Below are 19,013 nucleotides of genomic sequence, written 5' to 3'. Positions count from 1 at the left end.
AAGGCATTAATAATGAGTACATCAACCCTGAATACCGATAACTGGATTGCCGCCATGCTGCGCGTAGCCGCGCGATTCGGTAAACCTGCCGATGGCAAAACCCTGCGTCAGCAGATGCGCTGGTTTGAACATCTGCCGGTGTCACAGCAGCTGGAACGACTCTCCGGCCTGCTGGGACTGCATCTGACCATGGTGCCGCAGAACAAACTGCGCTGGCGTCAGGAGATCACCCCGGTGGTGCTGGTGCTGGAGAATGCCAGCGTGGCGGTGCTGGAGAGCATCGATTCAGACAACAGCGCGCGCTACTGGCTCAGTGAAGGTGGCGATGTGGTGCGTGAAAGCGCGTTATCAGAACTGCTGGCACGCGCCCAGGGCGATGTCGGCGTGATTGGCGTAGCGGCGCGTGGCCGTGATGCGCGCATCGACGAATTCGTTCAGCCTTATGAACCACACTGGTTCTGGAAAAATTTTCGCGGTATGGGCCGCCGTATCACGGAAATTTCGCTGGCCTCGGTGATCAGTAATGTGCTGGCACTGGCCGGTATTCTCTTTTCGATGCAGGTCTACGATCGGGTCATTCCGGCCCAGTCGCAGTCCACGCTGTGGGTACTGTTTGTCGGCGTGCTGATCGCTGCGGCCATTGAGTATCTGATCCGGCTGATGCGGACCCAGGTGTCAGACTTAATGGGCAAACGCATCGACCTGAAAGTCTCGGCCATGCTGTTTGCCCGGGCGATGAGCATACGTAATGAGGCGCGTCCGAAATCGACCGGTTCGTTTATCTCGCAGCTGCGTGAGATCGACCAGGTGCGTGAGCTGCTCACCTCGACCACGGTAGGCGCAGCGGCCGATCTGCCGTTTGTTATCCTGTTCCTGTTTATTATGTCGTTTGTTGGCGGCTGGCTGGTGCTGATTCCGCTGGCGGCGATCCCGCTGATCGTCATTCCCGGTCTGCTGGTGCAGATCCCGATGGCGCGGCTGGCCAAAGAGGGGCTGCGCGAGGGCGCGCTGCGCAATGCGGTGCTGGTGGAGACCATTGAAGGGATTGAGGATATCAAGGCGCTGCAGGCGGAACCCTATTTTCAGCGACAGTGGGAGCAGACGCACGAAGTCAGCGCCTCAATCAGTAACCAGCAGCGGTTGTGGGGCGCGCGTCTCACCGGCTGGGCCTCGACTGTGCAGCAGCTCACCTATGCGGGCATGCTGGTATTTGGTGTCTATCTGGTGCTCGATTCGCAAATCACTACCGGTACGCTGGTTGCCTGCAGCCTGCTCTCATCACGCACCATCGCCCCGCTGATGCAGCTGACCATGGTTTTCTCGCGCTGGCAGCACGCCAAAATGGCGATGAAAGGGCTGGATGAGTTGCTGAAAAAGCCGCTTGATCAGCCTGAAGCGACGACGCTGGCACACTGCCCGACGCTCACCGGCCAGTACGATCTGCGCAATGTGCACTACAGCTATGACGAAGAGAATGAAAAGAATGTGCTCAACGTTCAGCAACTGCAGATTAAGCCCGGCGAGAAGATTGCCATTCTGGGCAAAGTCGGGGCAGGGAAATCGACGCTGCTGAAGATCCTCGCCGGTCAGGCGCTGGCGACCCAGGGCAAAGTGATTGTCGATGGCGTCGATATTGAGCGTATCGATCCCACCGATTTACGTCGTCAGCTCGGCTGGCTGTCGCACGACTCCCGCCTCTTTTTTGGCACGCTGCGGCAGAATCTGATGCTGGGCAATCCCCATGCCAGCGAACAGGAGATGCTGCAGGCGCTGCGCATCAGTGGCGCGCTGTCGCTGGTCCAGCAGGATGCCGCCAGCCTGGACCGCATTATCAATGAAGGCGGGCGCGGGCTTTCGGGCGGCCAGCGTCAGATGGTGATGCTGAGCCGGTTGATCCTGCGTCAGCCGCAGGTGGTGTTGCTGGATGAACCCACTGCGGCGATGGATGAACAGCTGGAGGAGCATGTGATCCGTCAGCTGCAGGGCTGGATCAGCGGCCGGACGCTGGTGCTGGTGACGCACCGTCCGGCGCTGCTGAAGATGGTCGATCGTATAGTGGTGATGGATAACGGCCGGATTGTGGCCGACGGCCCGCGCGACGAGATCCTGCGCCGTGCGACGACACCCGCGTCGGCACCGTCGCCAGGTAAAGGAGACACCGCATGAGTCTGGTTATTGTTGATAAAGATCTTGCCCGTCATGAGCGCCGGACATCGGCGATTATCTGGCTCTGCACCGCCGCGCTGGCGATTTTTCTCATCTGGGCGCACTTTGCCATTCTGGATGAGGTCACGGTCGGCACCGGTAAAGTCACTCCTTCCAGCCGCGCGCAGGTGATTGACAGCCTGGATGGCGGCATCGTCAAACAGCTTAACGTGCATGAGGGCGACATTGTCGAAAAAGGGCAGGTGCTGGCGACCCTCGATCCGACACGCTTCCAGTCGAACTTCGGCGAGGCGCAGGCCAAAGTGCGCACCCTGCGCGCCTCGTCCGAGCGGCTGGAGGCGGAGCTGTCGGGCACGCCGCTGACATTCAGCGCCGAAACGCTGAAGGAGCCGAACCTGGTGACGCGCGAACGGCAGCTCTACGAGTCGCGACGCCGTAATCTCACCGAAACCATCAGTAATCTGCAGCAGTCGCTGCGACTGGTGCAGGATGAACTGCGCCTGACGGAACCGCTGGTTGCCAAAGGCGCAGCAGGGCAGGTCGAGGTGATTCGACTGCGTCGTCAGGTCAGCGATCTGCGCGGCAAAATCGATGAGGCGCGCAATGACTATCTGGTGCGCGCCCACGAAGAGCAGGTAAAAAATAATGCCGAACTGGATGCGCAACTGCAGGTTGCTGCAGGCAAAGAGGATCAGCTGACGCGTGCCACGCTCTATTCACCGGTGCGCGGCATTGTTAAAGATATTCAGGTCACCACGGTCGGTGGGGTACTGGAGCCTGGCGGTAAACTGATGGAAATCGTCCCGCTGGAGGATCAACTGCTGATTGAGACGCGCATCAATCCACGCGATATCGCTTATATCCGGCCCGGTCTGGCGGCTACCGTCAAAGTGACCGCCTATGACTCCTCCATCTATGGCGATCTGCACGGCGAAGTTGAAACGGTGTCGCCAGATACCCTGCAGGATGAGGTAAAACGTGATCAATATTACTATCGTGTTTATGTTCGTACCCAGAAAGCCGAGCTGACTAACCGTGCCGGACGAAAATTCCCGATCGTGCCCGGTATGGTGGCCAATGTAGAGATTAAAACCGGTCAGAAATCGGTTATGGATTATCTGATTAAACCCCTGAATAAAGTCAACGAATCGATGCGCGAGCGCTGAAAATCCGCACCAGCTAAAATATCCGCCTGCTTAATTACGGTGATAAATTAACATGGCGGATATTTGGGCAGCCAGGGCGCAAAGTGTGCGTATTTTAACAATATGTGCGGAAACAGGCCGTAGTTAATTTAACCCGGTTAAGAAAGTTTACGAAGATATAACGCAACGGTAAATAGCAGGCAAAAAAATGCCGGACAACTTGTCCGGCGGGAAATAATAAGTTGTACATCTCATTCGGGGAGAATGAAGGTAATAATGGAATAAATGATGATAGCGGGGTCTATTCTATTACCAGATGCCGTATAAGTTTTATCATTCAGTGCTTCGGAATACTCTTATGTAACCTGTTGATAACATAGCTCTATGAATCGGTTTATCGATTTGTGCGCCATTTTTTATCGATCCGTGCTGGTTATTAGTTCCCCGTTATTTACATTATGAAATAACTGTTTCGACGTATGAAACACTTTTGGAAATTTAGTAGCATTTTCCTGGTGGATTATTGCCCGTTATAAAACAACAATGGCCTGCCGGCTGAATTTTTAATCATTCAGTTAGCAGTGGCAAATAATAAAGGCACATAACAGAGGGTAATAAAATGAAACGTCGCGTTCTCTCCCTGATGATCCCTGCGTTGCTGGTTGCAGCAGGATCAGCAAACGCAGCTGAAATCTATAACAAAGACGGCAACAAATTAGATCTCTTTGGTAAAGTTGACGGTCTGCACTATTTCTCTGATAACGATGGTTCTGATGGCGATCAGTCTTACGTTCGCTTCGGCTTCAAAGGCGAAACCGAAATCAGCAATGAGCTGACCGGTTACGGCCAGTGGGAATACCAGGCGGCGCTGAACAACGCCGAGTCTGAAGGTACGGCTGACAGCTTCACCCGTGTTGGCTTTGCCGGTGTGAAATTTGGTGATGCAGGTTCGTTCGACTACGGTCGTAACTACGGCGTAGCTTACGACATCGGTGCATGGACCGACGTGCTGCCAGAGTTCGGCGGCGACACCTACGGCGCAGATAACTTTATGTATCAGCGCGGTAACGGCATGGCGACCTACCGTAACAATAACTTCTTCGGTCTGGTGGATGGCTGGAACTTTGCAGTCCAGTATCAGGGCAAGAATGGCAACAGCACCGAGTCTCCGAATGGCCGTGACGTACTGGGTCAGAACGGCGACGGCTGGGGTCTGAGCACCACTTATGATCTGGGTTCAGGTTTCGGCATTGGTGCGGCTGCTTTCCAGTCTGACCGTACCAACGACCAGAACAGCGCAACATCAGGCATCCTCGGGAGTGGCGATAAAGCGGAAGTCTATACTGGCGGTCTGAAATATGACGCGAACAACGTCTATCTGGCGGCTATGTACTCACGCTCGTACAATGCGACCCGCTTCGGCGACAGCACCAATGACTCTTCAGCTTATGGCTATGCGGATAAAGCGGACAACTGGGAACTGGTTGCGCAGTATCAGTTCGACTTTGGCCTGCGTCCATCCCTGGCGTACGTCACCTCACGCGGCACCGATGTTCAGAACTGGGGTAAACAGAATCTGAAAAAATATATCGACGTTGGCGCGACCTACTACTTCAACAAAAACATGTCCACCTATGTTGATTACCAGATCAACCTGCTGGACGACAACGCTTTCACCGACGCAGCCGGTATCAATACCGACGACGTGGTGGCACTGGGTCTGGTTTACCAGTTCTGAGTTGTACGGGAGCGCAGTTACCGCTGCGCTCCTGCGTCACCTTTCGGGCTGAGCGCTTCAGCCTTTCGCCACTTGGTGGCTTCCGGCGCGGTTGTCACTGACGACACCACGCTGCCGAATCGCGCGCCTTCAAATGCCACGCCTGCCAGGGTGAAGGCTGAAAAGCTTAGCCAGTGATGCCATGCTGACTGCCACTTCTGTGAATTTTTCATTCTGCACCTCTCAGAGATAAACACTGTTTCAACAGTGCAGAATTCATGCCAGCTTTACCGCTCTCACAGCCACAGACCTCGCGCGCACTTTGGTACACTTGCCGCGCGCGTCAGGGCGATCTTGCCCCAATCAGGTGCAGTGAAGCCTGTTATTGGCGCGGGCGTGAGGGTGTCATGTGACGATGACGACGCTGATGCAAGACTTTATAGCTACTGAAGATAAACAGCCCCAGGGCAATGACGAGAATCAGATAGATCATCTGCCGCTCCTTACTTTGGTTAACGTTAGTCGCCTGATTAAAGGCGGATACAGGGTAGATGACCGGTGGATACTGATAGGTTTCAGAGAAATATTCAACTCTCTTTAAGCGTCTTTACCCGAAGTTTATGCTTTGTAGCAGAGCTGAATAAAGTGTTACAAGTGAGGAAAGATGCGTTCTCAGATTAATCTGCTGTTTATAGCGATGTTAGCGTTGATGTTAACGGCCTGTGATAAGCCAGCGACCACATCCGCGCTGGTGCTGGAAGGAAAAACCATGGGAACCGTCTGGCGGGTAAGCCTGGCCGGTGTGGCGAGTGAGCGCAGAGCGGAACTGCAACAGCGGATTCAGCAGCAGCTGGATGCGGACGATGCGGAGCTCTCTACCTGGAAGCCAGACTCCGCCTTATCGCGCTTCAACCAAAGCCGTGACCTGTCACCGCAGCCGGTGAGTGAAAACATGGCAGATATTGTCACCACCTCACTGCGGATTGGCCGTAAAACCGGCGGGGCGATGGATATTACCGTCGGGCCACTGGTCAACTTATGGGGCTTTGGCCCGACGAAGCAGCCCGGCCATACGCCGGATGCGGCACAAATCGCCGCCGCCCGGGCGCAGACCGGATTGCAGCATCTGCGGGTGGTGCAGGGCGCAGACGGACAGTGGCTGCAGAAAGATCTGCCAGGTCTCTATGTCGATCTCTCGACGGTGGGCGAGGGCTTCGCCACCGATCATCTGGCGCGACTGATGGAGCAGCTCGGCATCAATAACTATCTGGTGTCTGTGGGCGGCGCCGTGCTGAGCCGTGGCCTTAATGCGCAGCAGCAGCTGTGGCGGGTGGCGATTCAGAAACCGACCGATCGTGAGAATGCGGTTCAGGCGCGTGTTAATCTGCAGGGACACGGCATCAGTACCTCCGGCAGCTATCGCAACTATTATGAACTGGACGGCAAACGCATTTCTCATGTGATCGATCCCGTTACCGGACGGCCAATTGAGCATAAACTGGTTTCCGCCACGGTGATCGCCACCACGGCGCTGGAAGCCGATGGCTGGGATACCGGACTGATGGTACTTGGCACGGAAAAAGCCCAGGCGCTGGCGATTGAACAGCATCTGGCGGTCTATCTGATCAGCAAGCAGGGCGATAAATTTGTCAGCTGGATGTCGCCGCAGTTCGCTGCTTTCCTGATCCCCGCTGAATCCGGAGAACCCTGATGTTAGATCTGTTTAGTGAAGAACAACCCTGGCAGGAGACGCTGGCTGAGGGCGCGGTGATCCTGCGGCGTCGCGCACGTGAGGATGCAGAGGCGCTTTATCAGCAAATAATGGCAATTGCGGAGCAGAATCCGTTTGCCCATCGCATTACGCCCGGTGGCCATCGCATGTCGGTGGCGATGACCAACTGTGGCGATTTCTGCTGGTCGGTGGATTCACGCGGCTACCAGTATCAGCAGCAGGACAACCTGAACGGGCGTAAATGGCCGGCTATGCCGCCGCTGTTTCGTACTCTGGCGCAGCAGGCGGCGTCTGAGGCGGGGTTCCCTGGCTTTAATCCGGATGCCTGCCTGCTTAATCGCTATGAGCCGGGCGCGAAGCTGACGCTGCATCAGGATAAAGATGAGAAAGATCTGCGTCAGCCTATCGTTTCGGTGTCGCTGGGTTTACCGGCGGTCTTTCAGTTTGGCGGTTTCGAACGGGGTGACAGTACCCAGCGTGTGCTGCTGGAGCATGGCGACATTGTGGTGTGGGGCGGGCCGTCGCGCCTGCGTTACCACGGCATCCTGCCACTTAAGCCAGGCGTTCATCCGCTGGTGGGTGCCTGGCGTTATAACCTGACGTTTCGACGCGCTTTCTGACCCACCACGCCGGTTACGGCGTGGTACGAATAACTATTGCTATCATTTTGCATCCCATTACACTGCAGGCTGTTTTTTGACTGCTGGATTGCCTGCATGACGTTGCTAAGCGTTGTTTTTCGCCAGTTCCGCTGGCCTTTTATCGGGGTGATTGCGCTCACGTTGTTAAGCGCCGTGCTGGGTATCGGCATGATCGCCTTTATCAATCGCGAAATGATTGTCGCCATCAACACCTCATTCGCGGTACTGCCGCAGTTTCTGTTGCAGCTGGTGGTGCTGATGGCGGTGACACTGGCCTCGCAGCTGGCGCTGACCATGCTTGGCCATCAGTTTGTCTGGCGACTGCGCGGCGAATTTATCAAGCGTATCCTCGATACCCGCATTGAACGCATCGAGCAACTCGGCAGTGCGCAGCTGCTGGCGGGCCTGACCAGCGACGTGCGGGCCATTACTCTGGCCTTTGTGCGCCTGCCGGAGCTCTTTCAGGGTGTGATTATTACGCTTGGCTCGGCGATCTATCTTGCGTGGCTGTCGCCTAAAATGCTGCTGGTAACCAGTGTCTGGCTGGGTGTCACGCTGGTTGGCGGCTGGCTGCTGGTCTCGCGGGTTTACCAGCACATGGCAAAGCTGCGGGAAATCGAAGATAACCTCTATCGTGATTATCAGACGGTGATTGAAGGGCGCAAAGAGCTACAGCTTAACCGCTCACGCGCTCAGCAGGTCTACGACACGGTTTATCAGGAAGATGCCCGCGCCTGGCGACACCACATTGTCCGCGCCGATACTTATCATCTCAGTGCGGTCAACTGGTCAAATATCATGACGTTAGGCGCTATCGGCATGGTCTTTTTTATGGCCAACAGCCTGGGCTGGGCCAATACCGCCGTCGCCGCTACCTTTTCCCTGACGCTGCTGTTTTTACGCACACCGCTGCTCTCCGCGGTGGGCGCGTTACCGACGTTGCTCAGTGCCCAGGTCGCATTCCGTAAGCTCAACGCCTTTGACCTCGCTCCTTATCAGTCAGGATTCCACTCCGCCTCCACGTCCTCAGACTGGCAAACGCTGGAGTTGCGCGACGTCTCTTTTCACTATGGTGATAACGGCTTCCAGGTCGGGCCGGTTAACCTGACGCTGCGCCGGGGCGAACTGGTCTTTCTGATTGGCGGCAACGGCAGCGGGAAATCGACGCTGGCGATGCTGCTGACCGGTCTTTATCAGCCTCAGTCCGGCACGCTGCTGCTGGATGGCAAGCCGATAACGGCGGATGAGCTTGATGTTTGGCGCAGTCAGTTCTCGGCGGTCTTTACCGACTTGCACCTGTTTGACCGGTTAATGGGGCGGGAAGGGGTTGCAGCCAACCCGGCGCTGGTTCAGCTCTGGCTTGAGAGACTGAAGATGCAGGATAAGCTGAAGATTGAAGGCAACAAAGTGCTGAATCTGCAGCTTTCTAAAGGACAGAGTAAGCGACTGGCACTGCTGCTGGCGGTGGCAGAAGAGCGCGATGTGCTGCTACTGGATGAGTGGGCGGCGGATCAGGACCCTCACTTCCGACGTATCTTTTATCGCGAGCTGCTGCCGTGGCTACAGCAGGCGGGTAAAACGGTGTTTGCTATCAGCCATGACGATCACTACTTCATACATGCCGATCGGTTGCTGGAGATGCGTGAAGGCAAGTTGACGGAGCTGACCGGTAATGAGCGCGATCTTGCCACGCTCGACTCGGTAAAACGCACCGACACCGGGCTTTAACGGCAGCTGGCAAAGCTTAGCAAAAAAGCGTAGTGGCATGCTTCGCCTGAACCAGGCTACGTTAGCGATCAGCAGAAACTCCGGTTTCTGCCATTCTGAACCTTTTCTTTCGTCTGTGTTACCCCCGGCTAAACCGCAAAGTTTTAACGCGTATTGTTTAGCCGGTTTTTTTAAAGCCGATGTGTGATTAGCGTGATTACCTGAGTATCCCGCCACACAAAGCTCGCCTCCAGTAACGTCCCCATCGCAAAACATCCGCTGAAGTCCTGAGTCAGTCGCAACGTCGCGCGCTGCTGTGAGAAATCTACCGACACCAGTTCCGCATCCGGAAAGTCCATCGGCTGAAGCAGTTGCGGCCAGATGGCTTTATAAACGCTCTCTTTGAGGGAGAAGAGCAGGGTAGCGGCAGCGCAAAAAGAGACGGGCAGCGTCCGTAACAGGTGCTGTTCCTGCTCGTTCATCAGCAACTCAGCCGTTTCATGCGCCGTCGTCTCCGACATGAACTGCTCGACATCCACCCCAACAGCGCAGGGCTGACGGGTTGCCGCTACCACAACGATGCCTGCACTGTGCGACAGTGACGCCTGAATGCCAGCGGGCCAGCAGGGGGATCGATCGGCTGCATTAGTCAGAATGAAATCAGCAATACCCAGTTCTGCCATCACTGACCGGACCAGCAGACGGCTGGCGAGGTATTCAGCACGCCGTTTACTGACAGCCTGCTGCAGTCGGGCAGGCAGCGGAATATCCCATTCGACAGCCAGCCCGTCATGATACTTTTGCGGATCGAAGTGACTCACCGCCAGCAAAGGATCGCTGCGGTTAAGGTGCCGGGAAAGGATAAAGCCGCCTGCAACAGGCGGCAGCGGCAGGTCGGGATAGCGCATGCGGGACCATCATCAAAACCAAAAAGGCATTAAATCAGGCGCGATGGATCAGGGCAAGCAGCCCGCCGGAATCAGTCGTTGGGAGGAATGGCAAAACTCTTCAGAGAAACAACGAAATGGTGGTGACCCCTGCTGATGCGTGCACCTCGGTCGCACCAGTGGCTTGCCAGACGAAAGAAATCGTCGCTGCCAATGTCATACGCCAGTTCCACTTTGCTAATGCCTGAATGCAGCAATGCTTCTGCATCTTTCAGGCTTTTCGCTTTGATCGCCATAAAAATTATCCGTCAATTTCTGGGGATTTCAGGGTAGGCATTTTCTGTGACATTTTTGTTTCAGTTTGATGAATAAGCGCAGCCGGTAGCCGATTTTGTGAAGCAGATCAGATTATAATGCAACTGTTAACCTGCTGATTGTAAGAGGAATGTTAACTGCCACACGGGACTATTCTGAATGTTAAACGGAGAGATAAGCTGAGATAGAAAGGCCGCGTCAGACGCGGCCCCGTGGGTTACTTCTGGTCTGGCGGGGAAGGTTGCTTATCGCCTGACTCGGGTGCTTCTGTTGGATCGTCTTTTTCAATATATGTCATGAACTCTCCTCTTGTTACCCACACGCAGTTAAGTATAGAACGAATTGTGGAAGGTGCGAGGTAAGTTAAGGTTTGATGACAGAAACGAAAAAAGCAGCCTTTAGGGCTGCTTTTCAGGGAATTTGGTCGGCACGAGAGGATTTGAAAAGTTAAACTAACATTATGCATTTAAAGGTATTTAAAACTGATATATAAGTTAAATATGCCTATGCATATGCCTAAAACATGTGCTTATGAAATTTACTTACTTTTCCATTGTCGTCGTAAGAGGGCTATGAAATCTTCGACATATAAAAGCTTATCTAAGGTAAATGCCTGTCTTCCAACATGAGCAGGGTTCAAGAAGACCGGAGCTTTATCTTGTCCCATTGAGAATGATGAATACATAGTATTGGGACTAGCCAGGTACTCAGCCTGAGTTTTCCATGAGGCTGAGGAGCCACCTGATATGCTTAGTGCAGGCACGAGATGAGTTAATCGTTGTGTAGGATCGATGTCAGAGTAGATCCATAAAGCATAATCTAAAGCTTTTGAGAGCTGCTCAGTTACCTGTTCTTCGATGATGGCGGGAAGGCCTCCTGAAGGTGAAGACAAAGGTAATGAGATCAGTAGATCGCCATTAGAATGTAGCTTTACAAGATTCTTAAGATCCCGGTTTAGCGTCTGACATATACACAGCGCTCCATTTTCAAGCGATACATTTGTGCCAAATTGCTTGTCGAAGATAGCATGCCTGCCGAAAAGAGCTTCTTTTGATAACTTATCCTCGAGCTCTTTAGAGTCCATTTGAGCAGGACGGATAATGGTTGAATCAGGGCCGGCAGCAATTGAGATATCCAGATTGATTGCGCTTTGTGAAAAAGTTTGGTTACTGCGCGGCAGATTCTCAACTGCTCTAGTTTTAAGGCCCACAGGATCAAGAGGTGCTACTGCACGGGCAAGTACAAGGTCATGAATTGCTTTAAGAGCTTTAGCTTTTAGATCTTCAGCTGAAGAAAATTCCCCTCTAAAAAGGCCTTTTTCCCAAGTACTTACTTCCTTTATCAGTTTATCCTGTTCAGGTTCCGCTTCGCTGATTTCACTTTCGATGAAGATAATCAAGGGCTTGGTATTACGAGCTTCGATGACTTCCTCGTGGGTTGCTGATAGGCCTGACTGTTGTATCGCTCCATATCGAGAGCCTAAAATCAAAATTACAGCGTCAGATTCACGAACACCGTTAAGACAAGTGATTTGTGGCGAATTTGCTCTAGCCCCAAAATCCTCTGCCATAAGAGGTTTATGCCCAAGAACACAAACGGCATCCTTGACAGCTTTTCTTTTATCTTCAAAACCCGATATCAACGAACTTATGAAAATATTCATATGAATTCTCAGCAGACAGGTTATTAATAAGTATAGGCATTAATCGTGAGTCGAACTTTATTACCAAATAGGAAAATTATGAAAAATTGGTCTGCTGAGGATACAAGAGCAGTTAAAGCTTGGCTGAACATAGAAAACTATAAAAGTTTTGAAGATACAACGCTCAATGCGCTATACCACGAGTTATGGGCAAGAGCCCTTCTTTTTAAGCCATGGCCGACTGAAGAGGAAAAGGTCGGTCTTGGTGGATACATGAGACAGATCTTCAATGGGAAGCCTTTCCTCTTCGAGCCCGAACAGCTTAACTACATGCAAGATGATCAAACTCTTCAAAGCGTTCCTCACGTCTTCATTACTGATATAACCAGACTTGCTCAACTTAGTGTAACTGGTCTCCGGGTCAATCTGTTCTCTTGGGAGCAAGGTAGTGACGAGTACTGCGTCAACCTTCCCCACCATGAAGCATATGTATCTACGGTTATGTCAGCGATATGTGAAAGCACCGTCCTTTTAGAAATCGACCTTGCCAGTGGTACAGACGATGAAATTGCAGAGTCTATCAAATCAGCTCTTCCGCAATGGAGACGCGTGAAGGGGATTGAAGCTGACGAGTCAAGAGCTGTGCGCTTCGGCTACGGCACAATTAAGAAGGTTATCTCTTATCGGCTCATAGCAATGCTCGACGTGCTTCTGTGGGCAAAAATGAATGACCTACGCCTTTCAGACGACAGGCTGTCGAGACTTTTGTACACAGACGAAGATGATGAGGCAGTTATTCGTCTGCACTACCATATCAAAGACGCAGACAGACCCCTTGCGATGAAAGCTGCGACCATAGATTTCATTAGGCAGTTCAACTTCTTCATAAATCGAAACCTACACCTGAAAAACATGAGAGTTTCGGAGGTTATGAAACTCTCGGATTCTAACTGACCTATCCTTCAGCGGTTCTGTTGTCTTGAGTCGCACTAACCCTCCTCTCCATATTTCCCTTACATTTGCTCTCGTCGAAACTGCACCGAGGAGAGCAACATGAAAACACAAAATACGAAACTAATGCGTTTACCTGCTGTGATTGAGAGGACTGGTTTTAGCCGTTCTTGGATCTACGAGTTGATCAATCAAAAGCAGTTTCCTCAACCTATCAAGATTGGCTCTCGTGCGGTGGCATTTATTGAGGGTGAAATTGATGAATGGATTGAAATGTTAATTTCTAAATCACGAAGCGAAACCTTTTAAGAGGGCTTTATTATGAAACTGAATGATTTTATCAGCACTAATAAATATTTCGCGGACATGAATAAACAAGCATTTGATGAAAAATTCGAACATGACGAAGTTGTAGCCATGTGTAATGATGAATTTTCTAAAAGCATTGCTTTCTGGTTGGGAGAATATCTCTCAGGGAATATAAAGGGGGCAGTATCTGCTATTTTTGAACTTGAGTTTAAAATACAGTACGCGGTCTTTTCAATATGGATGACTTTATTTAAACAGAAAGAAGATGTTGAAAATTTGGCAAAAATGATCCTTTTATTTAAATCTGAACATGAATTCAAGGATTTTAAGTTGTAAGATTATTTTAAATAAATCGTATTTTTATAGGGTTAATTTAACAGCGATAGGAATGGGGCCATGTATCATATGCATGGCCCTTCATATAAATGAATTACAACCTATCTTGCTTTTTTATGGTTTCTGCTAGTTGTTCAATATTGGAACCCAATAGTTGCTGTTCATTTTTAATCCTTTGGGTTAAATGTTCGTTTCTAAGATCGGCAACACGTGATTGAATAGACTGAAAGTTTTCGAATTGTGGTTCTCCGTCGAGAGTGGATTTTTGATCAAAGCCATAGCTAATGAGCTGAGATATTGAATGTTTATCATCAAGATTATTATCGATTTTGTAGTCTAATAAATATTGGAAGAAATCAATGAACTCCCTTGCTGATAACTCCAATAGGTAGCGTTCGTAGAACTCGAAAGAAGATGATTCATGTAATTCATGCAAGATTTCATTTTCATTTTCAGGAAAGTATATCCACATAATTTCCAGGTTGTTTTTAATGTCAATCATAGACTCTCCTTAATTTTTTATTTATATATAACTAATTATAAAATAAAAGCAAGTATTGACTAGTTAAATAGTTGTGTTATTAAAAATTAATGCCGTGAAAGTTGTCGATAAAATGGAAAGAATTAAAAGCCAAAACAGCTTAAATTTTGCAAAATTCTTTACGGAAATAAAGCGAAGTTAGTTGTATCAAGCTGCACAGAGTGTTTTGAAGGTATCAGGTAAATAGAATATTCCTAATATATACCTTATTAACATTTGGAAAGAATATTTAGTACCATCCTTTATTGACAGTTATTAAGCGGTATATTAATAAAATATTCTTGCAAAATTATTGTAGGTCATTGTTTTTGAATATTTAACCTATACTTATTTTGCAAAGAATTTAACTGAAAAAAAGGAGAGTTTATGGAAAGATTTGGTATTAAAACGTTTAAAATGAAAAATGGTGAGCGCTATTGCATTATAAAAAACAAGAAAACAGGTATTCCGGTATTTTATCCATGTTTATTTATTACTACACAACTGAGAAACAGTAGTGAATCGATAAAAACAATTGAGACTCAGGCAGGGTGTATCGCACTTTTTTATCGGTTTCTTTTTATACACAACATAGACATTGAAGAGCGAATTCAAACAGCCACATTCCTGGATAACAACGAAATTGATCTTCTGCGGGATTTTGTCGGGAAGAGGATGAGAACTGCGAAAGTAATTAGTATCAAAGATCATCAACTTGGTGTATGCAGTGCGACAAAGTACATACGGCTTACGACCATAGCAAAATATCTCGAATGGTTGTGTCAGCTAACTATTAGAAATATAGATGATGGCTACAGGAAAATTTCCTACTTTGTGCGAAAAATAAAAGCCAGAAGGCCGAAGATAAAATACAGGAATTCAGAAGGCAACGTCTATAAAACAATCGAAGAAGAAGACCTAGATATGCTTCTTTCTATTATTGATCCTCAATGTGAATTCAACCCATTCGACAAAAAAGTTCGCCAGAGAAATCAACTCATAGTCACGATATTACATTCATTAGGAATAAGATGTGGCGAGTTATTGAACCTGAGAGTAGAAGATATTGATTTTGCAGCGCAAATGCTTTTCGTAAGAAGGAGACCTGACAGTATTGAGGACACAAGAGTCAATCAGCCCCTCGTAAAAACGCTTGAAAGAAATTTACCTATGTCTGACGAACTTACCAGACTTATACATTCTTATATTACAGGGGAAAGAAAAGCCAACATCAGAAAGAAAAAGCATGGATACCTTTTTATTACGCACAAAGAAGGAGAGACACGCGGCGATCCTTTGTCTATTCCTTCATACCATAAGATAATTTACAGACTCAGAGGCATTGACTCAGGTTTAAGCCAGTTGACTGGACATAAGTTCAGACATACCTGGAACTATTTATTTTCGAAACTGATGGATGAAAGTACCGAGTATGTGAGTGAAGAGATGCAAGAGAAAATGCGTTCCAACCATATGGGTTGGGAGCCGGGTTCTGGAACAGCACAGACCTACAACAGACGGTTTATCGTTTCAAAATCAGAGGAAGCAGCCCTGGCAGTTCAGAAAGTTATTTTCCAAAAGCGCAGTGGGGTGTCTTATGAATAAATTAAATTTTCTGGACGCGCATCGAGATATCTTTCATGCAAAAAATGAAAGTTACACATTTGGATTGGATGATGAATTCTGGGAGTTAAGTAGAAATATAAAACTGAATGTGGGTGAGGTCACTAAAAGGTTGTCAGGCAACCTCAGGTTCGGCTATGTGAATACACTGAAATATTTCGCAGAAGAAATCAGCCCTGGTTCTGTTAAGCAAATTAACAGGGTTTTCATGAAATTCATTTCGTTTATGAGCTTTGATTCAATTGACGAAGCTGTAATGCTAACAACAAAATCAAGTGATAAGTTCTCGAATCAGGATCTCATTTGTCTCAGAATCCTAATCAAAAAATGGTATGAACTAGGTTTTGAGGGGATTACCAAAAATTGTGTAGACCTCGTTGATAACTGGACGATAAAAGACAATAAAAAGGGGGAGGTGGTTAAAAGACGAGACCCTTACCAGGGGCCTCTGACAGACATGGAGTTTGATAACTTTTACGATGCTGTCTCACGCGCATACCAGAAGGGGACGATATCCTATTCTGATCTGGCAATGGCTTTAATCACCATTCACACGGGCAGAAGAAGTTTACAAATCACACAGATAAAAACGAAAGATATCATAAAAGAAAGAGCTATAAACGAATGCTATATAAATATCCCCAGAATAAAGCAAGGTGAGAAGTATAGAGCCTCATTCAGGCGATTCAGAATTACAGATGAATTATTCAACATATTTAAAGAGCAGGCACGTATTGTTTCTGAGAGTTTTAGCAAGCAGATCGGTAGAAAACTCTCTGAGAAGGAGATATTAGAATTACCATTGTTTGTCTGTCAGGAAAGGCTTGAGGGGGTTGTTGAGTGTGAGAATTTACATGAGATTCTTTCTTCAGACAGACTTCATGCCTATGCGATAAAGTGCACTCAAACGCTCAAAAAAATAGCTACAACAGAGAACGTGATCTCGGAAAGGACGGGTGAAGTAATAAATATGAATGCCAGGCGGTTTCGCTATACCTTAGGAACCCGGCTTGCCAGAGAAGGTTATGGAGAAGTCGTCATAGGCGAATTACTTGATCATTCCACTTTAATGTATACAGGCGTTTATGTTCAGTCAGGTCCAGATAGTTTAAATAAAATCGAAGATGCCGTTTCAGTTGAGCTTAGCTACTATGCAAAGATGTTTCAGGGAGTGCTGATTAACAAAAGTGAGGATAAATATCCCGGCGGCAATATCAGAATCAATACTGGTGAAAAGTCAGGGCAATGCGCCAGTTGCAAATCCTGCACAGCATGTGTGCCCATCCCCTGTTACACCTGCATGCATTTCAGACCTTTTGTTGAAGGGCCGCATGAAAAATTACTCGAATATTTACTCGATGAGCGTAACAGGATTCAGTGCATAGTGTCTGATCCTGTGACTACACAGATACTGGACAGAACAATTATTGCAGTATCAGAGGTGATAAATAAGTGCAAAGAAATCAAATCAAACCCGGAGGTGTTAAATGGATAATATTAAAAATGATAAGTTAAAAGTGCTCGAAACGCGCAGGGAAAAATATTGCGCGCAGAAAATAGATGATTTTGTGAGCTACTGTCGGTTCACTCTCAATAAAAACGACCTTGTGAGCTGGGAGGAGGTTAACTGGTCAAAAGTTTTCCTTTTCACTAAAACCCCTGTCAAAGGCGTCAAAAAAAGCTCTGTTATTGTAAATGAGCCATTAGACAAGAATTTTATTGAGTTCGCTAAAAGCTATATCCTTTACCACTACATGAATGGAGGCAAGAAAATCAATCAGCGTCTGAATATCGTTTTCAGAACACTTGAGGCAGCCCTCTTGCAGGTCAATGGGCGGAGTCATATTCAGTACGTTAATCTCACTGTTCTGGAACAGTGCGTTGTCACCTTAAGAAGCGCATACAACAAAGCAGTAGCGCATGCCTGCGGTAAAGTACTGGAAGGACTGGTTTCATTTCTCAGAGAAAAAGAATTCCTGATCATGCAGTCACTGCTCTGGAAGAGCCCACTCAGAGCGCAGGAAGCAAGCAACAGGCTCACTAAAACTGCACAAGAGGCCCGTGAGGCAAAGTTACCTGACGAAGAGTCGTTGAATGCTATCGCTGAAATTTTCGCACTTCCTGACGATCAGCTTTCAGAAATGGACTTGTTCATAAGCTCCGTCTTTGCATTGCTCATGTGCGCACCTTCCAGAGTAACCGAAATCCTGACGCTCCCTGCTGATTGTGAAATCCGTGAGGCGGACAGGGAAGGAAAGCTGAGGTACGGGCTGAGCTTCTATTCCGTGAAGGGGTTTGGTGGAAATGTGAAATGGATACCTGAAGTCATGGTTCCGGTTGCTGAGATAGCTATCAGGAGGCTGAGTACTCTTTCAGAAAACGCCCGCACATATGCCAGAGAGATTGAGATTTCCGGTAAGGGCCGTGAGCTTTACCCGGATTTTCCCTGGTACGATAAAGAAAAGAACATTCGATACAGCAATGCACTATGTCTTCTGTTCCGGTATCAGCTCAGTGCAAGTTTAACGACGCAAAGATCTCTTTTCAGACCAACTGCCACTCTGGTTAGCGCCAATCTGGGAAGCACTGAGTATCGCCGGACTCACTCTATTAAAACAATTTTTGACAGGCACGGATACATAGGGGCAAATGGGAATAGCCTTTCCCTCAGAAGTCACCAGGCAAGACACTTACTCAATACGATTGCACAACGTGGTGGGCTTGGAGATTTTGAACTAGCTAAGTGGTCAGGACGAGTGAGGGAAACACAAAACAGAACCTATAACCACGTCAGCCAGGAAGAGAAGGTTCGGGAATCAGTTAAGCATGGTGTACAGAATATCGGCATTAAACCAGAAAACACCACCCCAAGAGCTATAGCAAACCCTTCATGGCGTATTGATGTCAAAGATACAGGCCACGCAGCCATTCACGTGACAGAGTTCGGCTACTGCACTCATGACTACGTAATCTCTCCGTGTACGAAGTTCAGGGACTGTATCAATTGCAGCAATCATGTGTGCGTGAAAGGGGACAAAGCCTCGCTAGGCAGGCTGGAAGCTACTGCGGCCTACACAGAGCAGCTTCTTGAAAAGGCAAAGGTTGATATGGAAGAGGAATACGGGGCTGACAAGTGGGCGGCCTATCACGAAAAAACTCAAGCAAGACTTCTGGATTTGATAGCGTTACTCAAAAGCAAAAATCTTGAGGACGGGGCGCTGGTAAGACTGGAGGGTGATGATTTTACACATATGAAAAATCTCACAGGCGCGAGCAGAAATGAACTGATTGGAAATGAAAGGATTAATCATAATTAAAAGGA

General features: G+C 48.7%; 18 protein-coding genes. 12 read left to right on the top strand and 6 right to left on the bottom strand.

Annotated features, from left to right (window positions below):
* Positions 1-12 precede the first annotated feature (12 nt).
* The 3 genes from PAG01S_RS11000 to ompC all read left to right on the top strand — a co-directional run bounded on the left by PAG01S_RS11000 (position 13) and on the right by ompC (position 5,049).
* Positions 13-2,166, top strand: coding sequence for a type I secretion system permease/ATPase (locus PAG01S_RS11000; RefSeq protein ID WP_010248371.1), 2,154 nt, complete (start codon positions 13-15; stop codon positions 2,164-2,166).
* Entirely contained in the window at positions 2,163-3,332 is a 1,170-nt protein-coding gene (locus tag PAG01S_RS10995) for a beta-barrel domain-containing protein (RefSeq protein ID WP_062758674.1), read from the top strand. The genes PAG01S_RS11000 and PAG01S_RS10995 overlap by 4 nt, the downstream gene beginning before the upstream one ends.
* Before the next feature lie 598 nt (positions 3,333-3,930).
* Positions 3,931-5,049: a porin OmpC gene (ompC, locus tag PAG01S_RS10990; RefSeq protein ID WP_031292696.1), complete on the top strand. Its 1,119-nt coding sequence runs from the start codon at positions 3,931-3,933 to the stop codon at positions 5,047-5,049.
* A gap of 17 nt (positions 5,050-5,066) precedes the next feature.
* Here ompC and PAG01S_RS10985 read toward each other — a convergent pair whose 3' ends face one another.
* Positions 5,067-5,261, bottom strand: a complete 195-nt coding sequence (locus tag PAG01S_RS10985) for a hypothetical protein (protein WP_010248364.1) — start codon at positions 5,259-5,261, stop codon at positions 5,067-5,069.
* Positions 5,262-5,410: 149 nt separating this feature from the next.
* Entirely contained in the window at positions 5,411-5,521 is a 111-nt protein-coding gene (locus tag PAG01S_RS22515; protein WP_010248361.1) for a hypothetical protein, read from the bottom strand.
* Between the two features lie 171 nt (positions 5,522-5,692).
* Here PAG01S_RS22515 and apbE point away from each other — a divergent pair, with 171 nt between their 5' ends.
* From apbE to PAG01S_RS10970, 3 genes are all read left to right on the top strand, one after another.
* Positions 5,693-6,739, top strand: coding sequence for an FAD:protein FMN transferase ApbE (gene apbE / locus PAG01S_RS10980; protein WP_062758671.1), 1,047 nt, complete (start codon positions 5,693-5,695; stop codon positions 6,737-6,739).
* On the top strand, positions 6,739-7,380 hold the full coding sequence (gene alkB / locus PAG01S_RS10975; protein ID WP_062758668.1) for a DNA oxidative demethylase AlkB: 642 nt from the start codon (positions 6,739-6,741) through the stop codon (positions 7,378-7,380). Before apbE ends, alkB begins: the two co-directional genes overlap by 1 nt.
* Before the next feature lie 96 nt (positions 7,381-7,476).
* Positions 7,477-9,129 (top strand): multidrug ABC transporter permease/ATP-binding protein, encoded by a 1,653-nt coding sequence (locus tag PAG01S_RS10970; protein WP_010248354.1) that lies wholly within the window; start codon positions 7,477-7,479, stop codon positions 9,127-9,129.
* A 170-nt stretch (positions 9,130-9,299) separates the two neighbouring features.
* On the opposite strand, the gene PAG01S_RS10965 is transcribed toward PAG01S_RS10970, so the two are convergent.
* The 3 genes from PAG01S_RS10965 to PAG01S_RS10955 all read right to left on the bottom strand — a co-directional run bounded on the left by PAG01S_RS10965 (position 9,300) and on the right by PAG01S_RS10955 (position 11,973).
* The gene (locus tag PAG01S_RS10965; protein ID WP_062758665.1) at positions 9,300-10,016 is read right to left on the bottom strand and encodes a 4'-phosphopantetheinyl transferase family protein; all 717 of its coding nucleotides are present in this window, start codon (positions 10,014-10,016) and stop codon (positions 9,300-9,302) included.
* Positions 10,017-10,087: 71 nt separating this feature from the next.
* Positions 10,088-10,291: a hypothetical protein gene (locus PAG01S_RS10960; RefSeq protein WP_003854174.1), complete on the bottom strand. Its 204-nt coding sequence runs from the start codon at positions 10,289-10,291 to the stop codon at positions 10,088-10,090.
* A 557-nt stretch (positions 10,292-10,848) separates the two neighbouring features.
* Positions 10,849-11,973 (bottom strand): DUF4062 domain-containing protein, encoded by a 1,125-nt coding sequence (locus PAG01S_RS10955; RefSeq protein ID WP_062758662.1) that lies wholly within the window; start codon positions 11,971-11,973, stop codon positions 10,849-10,851.
* A 78-nt stretch (positions 11,974-12,051) separates the two neighbouring features.
* Between PAG01S_RS10955 and PAG01S_RS10950 the strand changes: the two genes are divergently transcribed.
* The 3 genes from PAG01S_RS10950 to PAG01S_RS10940 all read left to right on the top strand — a co-directional run bounded on the left by PAG01S_RS10950 (position 12,052) and on the right by PAG01S_RS10940 (position 13,548).
* On the top strand, positions 12,052-12,906 hold the full coding sequence (locus PAG01S_RS10950) for a DUF6387 family protein (RefSeq protein WP_062758659.1): 855 nt from the start codon (positions 12,052-12,054) through the stop codon (positions 12,904-12,906).
* Between the two features lie 99 nt (positions 12,907-13,005).
* Complete coding sequence (locus tag PAG01S_RS10945) at positions 13,006-13,212, top strand: helix-turn-helix transcriptional regulator (protein ID WP_061062976.1); 207 nt, start codon at positions 13,006-13,008, stop codon at positions 13,210-13,212.
* Positions 13,213-13,224: 12 nt separating this feature from the next.
* Entirely contained in the window at positions 13,225-13,548 is a 324-nt protein-coding gene (locus tag PAG01S_RS10940; RefSeq protein WP_062758656.1) for a hypothetical protein, read from the top strand.
* Between the two features lie 94 nt (positions 13,549-13,642).
* On the opposite strand, the gene PAG01S_RS10935 is transcribed toward PAG01S_RS10940, so the two are convergent.
* The gene (locus PAG01S_RS10935) at positions 13,643-14,050 is read right to left on the bottom strand and encodes a hypothetical protein (protein WP_062758653.1); all 408 of its coding nucleotides are present in this window, start codon (positions 14,048-14,050) and stop codon (positions 13,643-13,645) included.
* A gap of 405 nt (positions 14,051-14,455) precedes the next feature.
* Between PAG01S_RS10935 and PAG01S_RS10930 the strand changes: the two genes are divergently transcribed.
* From PAG01S_RS10930 to PAG01S_RS10920, 3 genes are read left to right on the top strand one after another with little or no spacing between them, the layout of a single operon-like run.
* Positions 14,456-15,673: a tyrosine-type recombinase/integrase gene (locus PAG01S_RS10930; protein WP_062758650.1), complete on the top strand. Its 1,218-nt coding sequence runs from the start codon at positions 14,456-14,458 to the stop codon at positions 15,671-15,673.
* A complete protein-coding gene (locus PAG01S_RS10925) occupies positions 15,666-17,186 on the top strand; it encodes a site-specific integrase (protein ID WP_062758647.1) in 1,521 nt (506 codons plus the stop codon). The genes PAG01S_RS10930 and PAG01S_RS10925 overlap by 8 nt, the downstream gene beginning before the upstream one ends.
* Positions 17,179-19,008: a hypothetical protein gene (locus tag PAG01S_RS10920; RefSeq protein ID WP_062758644.1), complete on the top strand. Its 1,830-nt coding sequence runs from the start codon at positions 17,179-17,181 to the stop codon at positions 19,006-19,008. Before PAG01S_RS10925 ends, PAG01S_RS10920 begins: the two co-directional genes overlap by 8 nt.
* Positions 19,009-19,013 lie beyond the last annotated feature (5 nt).

Origin of the sequence: Pantoea agglomerans NBRC 102470, from assembly GCF_001598475.1 — a bacterium.
Classification (GTDB): domain Bacteria; phylum Pseudomonadota; class Gammaproteobacteria; order Enterobacterales; family Enterobacteriaceae; genus Pantoea; species Pantoea agglomerans.
Note: the sequence above shows the minus strand (reverse complement) of the source record. Positions and strands in the feature narration are given on the sequence as shown.

Excerpts from the sequence above, each read along its gene's own strand:
- PAG01S_RS11000 (WP_010248371.1), top strand. The coding sequence starts at position 13 with ATGAGTACATCAACCCTGAATACCGATAACTGGATTGCCGCCATGCTG.
- PAG01S_RS10995 (WP_062758674.1), top strand. The coding sequence starts at position 2,163 with ATGAGTCTGGTTATTGTTGATAAAGATCTTGCCCGTCATGAGCGCCGG.
- ompC (WP_031292696.1), top strand. The coding sequence starts at position 3,931 with ATGAAACGTCGCGTTCTCTCCCTGATGATCCCTGCGTTGCTGGTTGCA.
- PAG01S_RS10985 (WP_010248364.1), bottom strand. The coding sequence starts at position 5,261 with ATGAAAAATTCACAGAAGTGGCAGTCAGCATGGCATCACTGGCTAAGC.
- PAG01S_RS22515 (WP_010248361.1), bottom strand. The coding sequence starts at position 5,521 with ATGATCTATCTGATTCTCGTCATTGCCCTGGGGCTGTTTATCTTCAGT.
- apbE (WP_062758671.1), top strand. The coding sequence starts at position 5,693 with ATGCGTTCTCAGATTAATCTGCTGTTTATAGCGATGTTAGCGTTGATG.
- alkB (WP_062758668.1), top strand. The coding sequence starts at position 6,739 with ATGTTAGATCTGTTTAGTGAAGAACAACCCTGGCAGGAGACGCTGGCT.
- PAG01S_RS10970 (WP_010248354.1), top strand. The coding sequence starts at position 7,477 with ATGACGTTGCTAAGCGTTGTTTTTCGCCAGTTCCGCTGGCCTTTTATC.
- PAG01S_RS10965 (WP_062758665.1), bottom strand. The coding sequence starts at position 10,016 with ATGCGCTATCCCGACCTGCCGCTGCCGCCTGTTGCAGGCGGCTTTATC.
- PAG01S_RS10960 (WP_003854174.1), bottom strand. The coding sequence starts at position 10,291 with ATGGCGATCAAAGCGAAAAGCCTGAAAGATGCAGAAGCATTGCTGCAT.
- PAG01S_RS10955 (WP_062758662.1), bottom strand. The coding sequence starts at position 11,973 with ATGAATATTTTCATAAGTTCGTTGATATCGGGTTTTGAAGATAAAAGA.
- PAG01S_RS10950 (WP_062758659.1), top strand. The coding sequence starts at position 12,052 with ATGAAAAATTGGTCTGCTGAGGATACAAGAGCAGTTAAAGCTTGGCTG.
- PAG01S_RS10945 (WP_061062976.1), top strand. The coding sequence starts at position 13,006 with ATGAAAACACAAAATACGAAACTAATGCGTTTACCTGCTGTGATTGAG.
- PAG01S_RS10940 (WP_062758656.1), top strand. The coding sequence starts at position 13,225 with ATGAAACTGAATGATTTTATCAGCACTAATAAATATTTCGCGGACATG.
- PAG01S_RS10935 (WP_062758653.1), bottom strand. The coding sequence starts at position 14,050 with ATGATTGACATTAAAAACAACCTGGAAATTATGTGGATATACTTTCCT.
- PAG01S_RS10930 (WP_062758650.1), top strand. The coding sequence starts at position 14,456 with ATGGAAAGATTTGGTATTAAAACGTTTAAAATGAAAAATGGTGAGCGC.
- PAG01S_RS10925 (WP_062758647.1), top strand. The coding sequence starts at position 15,666 with ATGAATAAATTAAATTTTCTGGACGCGCATCGAGATATCTTTCATGCA.
- PAG01S_RS10920 (WP_062758644.1), top strand. The coding sequence starts at position 17,179 with ATGGATAATATTAAAAATGATAAGTTAAAAGTGCTCGAAACGCGCAGG.